The following is a 10,091-nucleotide window of genomic DNA, read 5'->3' on the forward strand; positions in this document are numbered from 1 at the left end:
GCGAAAGTTATGCCAAGATGTCGTCAACGACCTTGGATGGTTCCACCCCGGTCAGTTTGAAATCGAGTCCTTGGTAGCGATGAGTGAATCGCTCGTGGTCGATTCCCAACACGTGCAATGCTGTGGCGTGCAAGTCACGTACGTGAACCGGATTTTCAACGACGTTGTAACTGAAGTCGTCCGTTTGGCCGTACGACGTTCCGGGCTTGATACCGGCCCCGGCCATCCAAATCGTGAAGCAGCGAGGGTGGTGATCGCGGCCGGCTTCCGGTGAATCCCATTTGCCTTGCCCAGCGACTCCGCGTCCAAACTCTCCCCCCCAAATGATCAACGTGTCGTCGAGCAAACCACGTTGCTTCAAATCTTTGACTAACGCGGCACTGGGTTGGTCGGTGTCAACGCATCGCGAAACGCACCAGGAACTCAGCCGCGAATGGTGATCCCAATCGGGATGAAACAGTTGAATGAACCGCACATCACGCTCGGCCAAACGGCGAGCCAAAATGCAGTTGGCGGCGTAACTGCCGGGCCGACGTGAATCGGGTCCGTACATTTCAAATGTTTCGTCGGACTCGTCACTCAAATCGGTCAGATCCGGAATGCTGGTTTGCATCCGAAACGCCATCTCATACTGAGCGATGCGGGTCTCGATTTCGGGATCCAAAGTTTCCGTGTGGTGCAGACGGTTCATGCCCGCCAACCCGTCCAGCATTTCGCGACGCAATTCCCGTGGAAAACCATTGGGATCGTTCAAATACAAAACCGGATCTTTAGCACTACGCAGCTTGACGCCCTGATGTTTGGACGGAAGGAAGCCGCTGCCCCAATAATGATCGTAAAGAGGCTGATCACTGGGCCTTTTCATTTTTGAAATCAGCACAACGTAATCTGGCAAATTGCTATTCATGCTGCCCAAACCGTAGCTCGCCCAAGCACCAAAGCTGGGTCGGCCGGGAAGCTGATGCCCGGTCAAGAATTTCGTCATCGCGGGTGCATGATTGATCTCATCGGTGACCATTGATTTCACAAAGCACAGATCGTCGGAAATCGAACCGATGTGCGGCAACCACTCGCCGACCAATCGTCCGCATTCGCCGTGACGGTTGAATTTGGTGATCGCAGGCAAAATCAATTGCTTTTGATTTTTGGTCATACCGGTCAGCCGCTGCCCCTGACGGACACTGTCGGGCAGTTCCGTACCAGCCAGTTTGGGAAGTTCCGGTTTGTGATCAAACAACTCAATCTGTGACGGACCTCCGGACTGGGTCAAGAAGATCACGCGTTTGGCTTTGGGAGCAAAATGCGGCAGGCTGGACTTCAGCTCGCTGGCGGCCAATTCATCGCCCAGCATCGCTCCCGCGGCGAGGGCGCCAAAGTTGAAGCCGGCTTGCGACAGGAAGCTACGCCGACCGAGCTGCAGTTGGGTTTCTTGATGAGACATGAGATCTTTGAATTGTAAGGCGGCGTCTTTAAGTCTGTGCGGCAAATTGAATGGTGACGCTCATTCACGCGTCATGGCTTCGTCCAGGTTCAGAATCAAACTCGCGATCGTCATCCAAGCCGCGGTTTCCGCAGCTTCGTCGGAAGCAGGCGATTCCATCTGGCCGACGGTGCAAAACTCAGTCGCCTCGTCGATGTGATCGCCGTAGTAGTCACGCGTTCGCGTCCAAACGTTTTGCAAAGCCGCGAGTTCTTCGTCGCTAAGCGGACGAGACAAAACTTGATTGGAGAGATGATTGGCGTGATCTTTCCAAGCGGCTTCATCAGGCGATTCCGATTGATTCACGATCGAATCCGCGAATGCTCGGGAGGCTTCCAACATTGTCGCGTCGTTCATCAACGTCAGTGCATGCAGTGGCGTGTTCGTGCGTCGCACACCGACTTCGCAAACGCGACGTTGAGCACTATCGAACAAGAAGGTCGGTGCACTGCTGCGACGCCAAAACGCGTAGATCGTCCGCCGGTACTGCCGCGACCCGAGGCTGGGTTGATAGTCAAATCGTCCCATCGTGATCTCCGCCCACACACCCGGCGGTTGATACGGATACACGGGCGGACCGCCAACGGTTGGATCGAGCAATCCCGATACTCGCAACGCATTGTCGCGAATCATCCAGGCTGGCAAACGGAAACGGGGTGCTCGTGCGAGCAAACGGTTTTCAGGGTCGAGTTCCAATAGTTCAGGCGAAATGACACTGCTTTGGCGATACGTTTTGCTATTTGCGATCAGCCTGAGCAAATGGCGTAGATCCCAATCGTTTTCAATCAACTCCACCGCCAACCAATCGAGCAGCTTTGGATGCGTTGGCAGTTCACCTTGCAATCCAAAGTCGCCCGGCGTTCGAACCAAACCGGCACCAAACATCAATTGCCACATGTGATTGGCGATCACGCGAGCGGTCAGTGGGTTCTCCGGATCAACGATCCAATTGGCCAAATCCAAACGCGTGCGAGTCTCTTCGGCTGGCCAATCCAAAACGCTTGGCAAAACAGCTGGCTCGACCACATCGCCTTTCGCATCCCAGACGCCACGCAGCAACACATGTGTTTCGCGAGGTTCTTCTCGTTCGCTCAACACCATCACCTTGCGAGGTTTGGCTTGCTTCTTCAGATCGGCGAGTTGCTTTTGAGCTCGTTTCAAACGCTCATTGGCAGCTTGGTAATCCAGATCGGCGATCAAGAACTGTTCGAGCAAACGTTTGCGTAGTTCATCACCAATTTGCTTGGCACCTGGCTTGTCGACTGCTTCTTCGTCGGCAGGCTTGCTTTCTTCGGCATTGGGTTCATTCAACCGTTGAACCAACTCTGCCATCGGCGAGCCACCGTCCACGCGGCGAACCGTTTCACCAAACTCCGAGCACAACGAGACCCGGAATCGTCCGATGTTTGCATGGCCGTGAGTGGAACGTTGCCGCATCAAAACGACAAACCGATCGCCGGGCTGCACATCCCATGGTTCGGAAAGCTCATACACACCGACGTGAGGCTCGATCTCTTCCGCACCTTCGGTTGTCCAACCATCTCGCGCGTCATCGTTCAGCGTCTTGCTGATTTTCGCATAGCGTTTGTCCCACTCCGTCTTACGCTCTTCGTCCGATTCGAAATCCGCCTTCGCGCGAACAAACTCCAACTGGCTTTCCGAAGGACTGCCTTCTCGCCGGCCCATCGCCAGAACGCTGGTCAGCGCGAACTCGCCGTTTCCATCCCGCGAAAAACGTCCGTCAACATGTGACTCGTGTGGGAAGACTTCGATGCGAACCCCGGTAACCCGTGGCATGTCATCGGGAATTTGCATGACCACGCGGTAGTCATCTTGTACCGGTGTGGGCCCGTGCGTTTGAACGATGCGATCGTCCTCGACGGTAAACTCGGTTCCTTCGCTGCTGTTCAACTTTGGCGAAGGCGTGTGCCACACAGAATGTTCTGACGGCGGGTCGCTTTGGAACTCGGCCAGCCATGTTTCAAAGCGTTCGACGGCCCGCACTTTTTCGGCGTCTTCGGCCTTTTCACACTCCGCAACAAACGTTTCGAATTCTTCGGCTTGAGGATCGACCTTTGGCGATTCGAATTCAAGATAGGGCTTGGCTCTCATACCGGCATTGCCGTCTTCATCAATGCTGTTGAAGAATGCCGACAACGAGTAGTAATCGTGATGCGTGATCGGATCAAATTTGTGGGTGTGACACTGCACGCAACCAAGCGTCAGCCCTAACCAAACCGTTCCGGTCGTGTTGACTCGGTCGATGACATAGTCGATGCGTGATTCTTCGGGATCGCGTCCGCCTTCGCCATTTGTCATGTGGTTGCGGTGGAAACATGTCGCCAGTTTTTGTTCCGCCGTCGCGTCCGGCAACAAATCGCCTGCGAACTGTTCGATCGTGAACTCGTCGAACGGTCGATTGTTTGCGAATTGATCGATCACCCAGTCACGCCAAGGCCAATTTTCGCGAGTGCCGTCTTGCTGGAAACCATCCGAATCGGAATACCGTGCGGCATCGAGCCACCACATGGCCATGCGTTCGGCATGATGCGGTGATTCGAGACATTCCTCGATGAGGTCCTTCCAGACTTCTTCTCGGGTCTCGTCAGTGGCGTCTTTCAACAGAGCAATCTGGTCGGGCGTCGGCGACATCCCGGTCAAGTCAAACGAAAGCCGACGAAGTTGCGTGATCGGATCGGCAGGTTGGCTCAGCGACAAGTCGTTGTCGGCAAGTTTCTCTGCGACAAACGCGTCGATCGGATTTGGATTGGTTGCCTCCTCGGCGGACTCGGGAACTTCGGGGCGAGTCAGCTTTTCAAAGGACCAGTGCTTGCCCCAGGGTGCTCCGTCAGCAATCCACTTTCGAATCGCTTCGCGTTCTTTCTCGGTCAACGGCTTGCGATGCGAATCCGGCGGAGGCATCAACATGTCTTCGTCGTCGGAAATAATCCGCGACCAGATCTCGCTGCTTTCTAGATCGCCAGGCTGAACCGCGGCGTATCCTCCGCGATCTTCCTTCGCGGCTGACTCCACATCCAACCGCAAGTCCGCCTCCCGGTTCCCTTCGTCAGGCCCGTGGCAATGAAAGCAACGGTCCGACAAAACCGGCAAGACATCACGTGAGAAGGAAACGTCATCCGCTTGCAAAGCGTTCGTGCTGACGAGCGAGGAGAAAATCCAACCAAGCGACACGAGAAGGACGGCGCAGAACGGTTTGCCAAAGTGTCGCGAAGGTTTGGCTGCCGGGCGCGGATGTGATCGGGACAGGCCGGTTGCCTCAGACGAACCCGTTTGCTCGATGGAGCCAACCGGTGAATCGTTCAAACTTCGTAGATCATGGACGATGACTTCACTCATGCAATCTGCGTGACCGGGTGGGAAAGAGGCCAGCGACGGAAGGATGGTCGCTTTGCGGGGTCGCTCGCCTGATCGGGAGCACCCTCGCAATGGCGGATAATGACGGTTCGTTCGGAATAGACGCATTCGAAGGCGCCGATCTCTGCCTTTCATTATTGTCAATAGAGGAGAGCGTGTCTTGCCGATTCGTTGCATTGATTTGTAAAATCCTCGCATGGCAGCAGCAAATCCCGATATCGACCGTTGGCGAACCGACGCATTCGACAGCATCGCCAATCCGATGGCCTGTTTGGAGCTGTTCGACTTTTTGCCGCAGGTCTACATGTACGTCAAAGCGGCTGACGGGCGATATCTACGGGCAAATCGCGTGGTCTGCCGCGTTGTCGGCGTGGAGGATGAATCGTCGATCATTGGCAAAACCGATTTCGACTTCTTTCCTCCGGCGACGGCGACTCAGTACATCGAGGAAGATCGTCGCGTGGTCGCCTCAGGCGAGACGTTGACGGACCAAATCTGGTTGGTCCCAGACAGTCGCGGCGTCCCTCAAATTTATTCCTGCAATAAAATTCCGTTGCTCAACGAAGCCGGCGAGGTCATTGCATTGGCCGGCGTGAAGCGGCCTTACCATGACTCGGAGGCCCCAGAAAGCGGTCATCTGCGGCTGCTCAACGTGGTTCAATTTGTGACGCAAAACTATGGCGATCAAATCGCGGTCGCGGACTTGGCACGGGAAGCCAACCTGTCGCCAAGCCAGCTCCACCGCGAATTCATTCGGTTGTTTGGGATCACGCCGAACCATTACATCCGCGAGGTCCGTGTCGGCGTCGCCCGACACTTGCTCGAGTCGACCCAAGAAGCGATCGGCAACATCGCCGCCTCCACCGGGTTTTACGACCAGAGCCATTTGACCCGGCAATTCAAAGCATCGACCGGGATCACTCCGACCGAATACCGTCGCACCTACAGCCCGCTCGGCTGAACGCTGACGAATCCGCCTAGCCTGCCAAACCCTCCCAAATTGAGACGGTGGCGAGCAAGAAATGCGACACTTTTGACAACAGCCATCGCAGGCGGAATCGATTCGACCTGAAACCGACCTCCCAAGAGCAATGCGGGATGGTTCATTTGCTTTCAAATTGGTCGGTCAATGGTCGTCGCAGCCCCCAACGGCGACGCAATCTGGGCAATTCCGCGGATTCGCGTGATTTCGAAAGTTGGCGTCTCGCATTGGCACACAACCTGCAATTCCGGTGATCCACCGCAACAAGATTCCCCCACCAGACTTTTCTTTGGATCCACCATGGCCACTGTCGATTTGCACTCCTCGGTCAACCGCTACCCACAATCGTCCCTCCGTTGGAGGATGCCGACGAGCGGGTCGGTGCCCCGCATTCGAGTGACTGCGTGGTGGACAATGTTGGCCTGCAGCGTCATCGCTTTGGGAACAAGCAGCTACCTGGCGTACTCTTCGTTCACGTCATCGCCGGTCGCCGGATGCTCCGGCGGCAGCGTGTTTGATTGCGGGCATGTGCTGCACAGTCGTTGGTCCAAAGTTGCGACCGTCCCCGTCAGTGTCCCAGCGATTCTGACTCACTTGTCCGTCATCGCGTTGCTTCTGTTTCGTCCGATCAGCTTGACTTGGAGACGTGTGCGCTCGGGTGCCTTGGGCGTTGCAGCGCTGACCGCGGGTGGTGCCGCGTTATGGTTCCTTGGACTTCAAGTATTCGCCTTGGGTCACCTTTGTCCCTACTGCATGGTCGCTCACATCGCCGGTTTAGTGCTGGCTGGCACGTATCTGTATAGCCGTCCGATTCACGCTCCATCGCTTCGCTACATCGGTACCGCCGCCGCAGCAGGCTTGGCAGTGTTGATCACGTTGCAAGTCGCCACGGAACCACCACCGACATTTGAAGTAATCGAACACAGCGCAGAACCGGCGACCTTCAGCGCCCCGGGCGCAGGAGAAAGTTCCGAGACATTCGCTGCCCCCGGCGTTTTCGAAGCACCGTCGGGCGACGCGTCAGCAGAAGGCGAAGCGATCGATGGCCTGTTCGCTCCACCGGAGTCGGTCAGCATCAACAACGAAGCAACTCGAGTGATCAACCAAATCACCAGTTTCGATCCTGCTCGTTTCGCGATGGCAATCGTGAACCCAGTGACGTTGCTTTCGGCAGAGGTGGATGCTGCGACGGACGCTCCCAAGACCGCGGAAATTTTGGGCGGTGTTCGACTGACGACCAAGGACTGGCCTCTCGTTGGAAAGCCGGACGCAGAGATGGTGTTTGTCGAAATGTTCGATTACACCTGCCCGCATTGCCAACGAACTCACGAATCACTCAAGGCCGCCGAAGAACACTTCGGTGACCGATTGGCCGTCATCATGTTGCCCGTCCCGTTGGATGGACAATGCAATCCTGAGATCAAGAGCACTCACGCGTCACATCGCGAAGCTTGCGATTTGGCGAAGTTGGCCGTCGCCGTTTGGATGGTTGACCGAGAGAAGTTTGCTGACTTCCATTCGTATATGTTTGAGTCCAAGCCAAACTATTCGCAGGCGTTGTCTCACGCGTCAAAGATGGTTGACGAAGCAAAGCTGAAATCAACGCTGAGCGGCTCGACTCCGACCGAGTACATTCAAAAGCATGTTCAGCTTTACCAGCGTGCTGGTGCTGGAACGATTCCTAAGTTGCTGTTTCCAAAGACAACCACCGTCGGTGCGGTCGAGTCGTCTCAATCGATGATCCGGTTGATCGAACAACACCTGTAAGAAGACGTGGTAGGCTTCCAGCCGTTAAAGGAACCGAAGTTACCTAGTGCAAAGACAGGCTGGGAAGCTTATGCGACTTTTCAGCCCGCGGCGTCGATTCGCAGGGCGACTTCCGCGACGCAACGCGGGAGATTGGATGCCACCTCGGATCGCAGCTCGATCTCGATAAGGTTCTGTCCCTCGAGCGAATTCGGGACTGGCAACAGGATTGCTTCGCGGCCTTCTTCTTCGAGACCCAGGCTGTCGCTCGAGCCGATCTCTTGATCATTCAATCGCACCACGAAACGCTGATCCGGTGCCGGCGCCATCTCGATTGATAGCCGATCCTTCGCTTCCAATCCGGTCGGGCAATTGAAATGCCGACGATAGATGGCATGATACTCCGACCGTGTTGCCTGGCCGGGCACATCGCCGCCCGTCGGGATCTCGGATGCACCCGAAGCGTCCGGAACGTCGACGCGTTCTGCTTGATGCACCGACTGGCCATCGCAAAACATTTCGCGGGTCCAGGGGCGTCGCAATCGAATGCGGTGAGTCATTGAGAACCGGTTCCAAAGAGAATTGAATTGCAAGCCAACGATCGCCCTCGCACGTTTCACCTGACGGTCGCTTACGACGGCACCGAATATTGTGGCTGGCAAGTCCAACCTGAACAGCGGTCGATCCAGTCCGAATTGGAACGCGTCATCCGACCGTTGGCCGGTCGCCCGGTGCGTGTGCTGGGCAGTGGTCGCACCGACGCGGGAGTTCATGCGATTGGTCAAGTCGCTCGTTGTGTCTTGCCGGTTTGGAAAGCCGACACAGTCGCGTTTCAACGAGCAATCAATAGCAAGCTGCCCAACGACATTCGTGTCAAAGCCGTCCGTGAGACTCGCGAGCGATTTCATCCGATCGCCGATGCCACGGGGAAGCAGTATCAGTATTTGGTTCAAGTGGGTGGCAGTCGCGATCCATTTGCCAATCGATTCGTCAATCGAGTTGGTGGTCCGATCGATCACTCGGCGATGCAATCAGCGGCGGCCAAATTTGTCGGACGTCATGACTTCAAAGCGTTCCAAGGAACCGGCGCCGAACGACCGTCCACTGTCCGAACCATCCACTCGGCTCGCTGGATCCCTCGCGTCGCCACCGGACCAACCGGAGCGGAACTGGAGGGCGAGCACTGGTGCTTTGAAATCGATGGAGAAGGTTTCCTTTACAACATGGTCCGCAATCTCATCGGCACGATGTTGGAGGTTGGTCGCGGGAAAAGGCCGCTCGAATGGATCGATGATGTTTTGGCCAGCGTCGACCGGAAATTGGCCGGCCCGACCGCGCCACCACAGGGGTTGTTCCTTTGCCGGGTCGACTACCCCGACGAAGTGTTTCAGTTGGAAGAACCCGACGTGGCCGAATGACCGGCGCTCAATCCAAACAATGTTCATCAAAACTTCATCGTCATTGGCGATAAACCGCGGGATTTACGGTCGAAACGAGAGAGAGTGTTCCTTCGCAAAACCGGGTGTCGATTGGTAAACTGACACAACCGGTTCACCTCTCATTGATGCGATGTCTTTATGTCTGCCGAGAGCCCTCCCGCCTCTGCGCCCATCCTAGATGAAGAGTCCCGTGCACTCGTGCGGCGATCCATCGCTGCCGGTGTGGTGACATTGGACGAGATCAAAACGGTCGTCGCTTCTTTGATGACCGACGACACCCGGTTCACCCCGCAGCGTTTGTCCGATGGGATGCAGAACGCAGGTTTGTTGACGCGGTGGCAGGCCAGCAAGCTGCTCGCCGGGAAGAGCAAAGGCTTCTTTCTGGGGGCCTACAAACTGCTTCGTCCGCTCGGCAAAGGCGGCATGGGGATGGTTTACCTGGGTGAACACAACGTCATGAAGCGTCAGATGGCGCTCAAGATTTTGAACTCGAATGCCAGCCGCGATGAACGCCGAATCCAGCGTTTTCAAGAAGAGGCTCGAGCGTCGGCACAACTTGATCATCCAAACATCGTTCGCGCCTACGACTTCAATCAGTCCAACGGCAAACTCTATATCGTGATGGAGTACATCGACGGGATTGACCTGCATCAGGTCGTCGCTCGCGATGGTGTGATGTCCATCGCCGCCGCCATCGATGCGATGTATCAAGCCACCGGCGGATTGGCTCACGCTCACGAACGCGGAATCATTCACCGCGACATCAAACCGTCCAACCTGATGTTGCGGTCCGACGGTGTGGTGAAGGTCAGCGACATGGGACTGGCTCGCATCGGATGGTCGGAAGGATCGGGCGATACCAGTAAACGTCGGTTGACGGGAACCGCCGACTTCGTCGCACCGGAACAGGCCCTCAACAGTCACAGCGTCGATGCGAGAGCGGACATCTATTCGCTCGGATGCACGTTGTTCTTTTTGCTGACGGGTCGCCCCCCGTACAAGGGCGACACCGTCGCACAGCGGTTGGCCAAACATCAAACCGCACCCATCCCCGACGTTCGCAAACTGC

General features: G+C 56.2%; 7 protein-coding genes. 4 read left to right on the forward strand and 3 right to left on the reverse strand.

Annotated elements, in window-relative coordinates; all coding sequences use genetic code 11:
- Positions 1 to 7: 7 nt before the first annotated feature.
- Positions 8 to 1,441, reverse strand: a complete 1,434-nt coding sequence (locus tag B2R17_RS22075; protein ID WP_286765697.1) for a DUF1501 domain-containing protein — start codon at positions 1,439 to 1,441, stop codon at positions 8 to 10.
- Between the two features lie 60 nt (positions 1,442 to 1,501).
- Positions 1,502 to 4,837 (reverse strand): PSD1 and planctomycete cytochrome C domain-containing protein, encoded by a 3,336-nt coding sequence (locus tag B2R17_RS22080; protein WP_286765698.1) that lies wholly within the window; start codon positions 4,835 to 4,837, stop codon positions 1,502 to 1,504.
- A 214-nt stretch (positions 4,838 to 5,051) separates the two neighbouring features.
- Between B2R17_RS22080 and B2R17_RS22085 the strand changes: the two genes are divergently transcribed.
- Positions 5,052 to 5,816 (forward strand): AraC family transcriptional regulator, encoded by a 765-nt coding sequence (locus B2R17_RS22085; protein WP_286765699.1) that lies wholly within the window; start codon positions 5,052 to 5,054, stop codon positions 5,814 to 5,816.
- A 435-nt stretch (positions 5,817 to 6,251) separates the two neighbouring features.
- Positions 6,252 to 7,604: a vitamin K epoxide reductase family protein gene (locus B2R17_RS22090; protein WP_414707392.1), complete on the forward strand. Its 1,353-nt coding sequence runs from the start codon at positions 6,252 to 6,254 to the stop codon at positions 7,602 to 7,604.
- Positions 7,605 to 7,684: 80 nt separating this feature from the next.
- On the opposite strand, the gene B2R17_RS22095 is transcribed toward B2R17_RS22090, so the two are convergent.
- Positions 7,685 to 8,143 (reverse strand): hypothetical protein, encoded by a 459-nt coding sequence (locus B2R17_RS22095; RefSeq protein WP_286765701.1) that lies wholly within the window; start codon positions 8,141 to 8,143, stop codon positions 7,685 to 7,687.
- A gap of 27 nt (positions 8,144 to 8,170) precedes the next feature.
- Between B2R17_RS22095 and truA the strand changes: the two genes are divergently transcribed.
- Positions 8,171 to 9,001, forward strand: coding sequence for a tRNA pseudouridine(38-40) synthase TruA (gene truA, locus B2R17_RS22100; RefSeq protein WP_286765702.1), 831 nt, complete (start codon positions 8,171 to 8,173; stop codon positions 8,999 to 9,001).
- Between the two features lie 219 nt (positions 9,002 to 9,220).
- Positions 9,221 to 10,091, forward strand: an 871-nt coding sequence (locus B2R17_RS22105) for a serine/threonine-protein kinase (RefSeq protein ID WP_349677002.1), incomplete at its 3' end; no start/stop codon positions are given.

The organism is Rhodopirellula sp. UBA1907 (assembly GCF_002337565.1).
Lineage (GTDB): Bacteria > Planctomycetota > Planctomycetia > Pirellulales > Pirellulaceae > Rhodopirellula > Rhodopirellula europaea.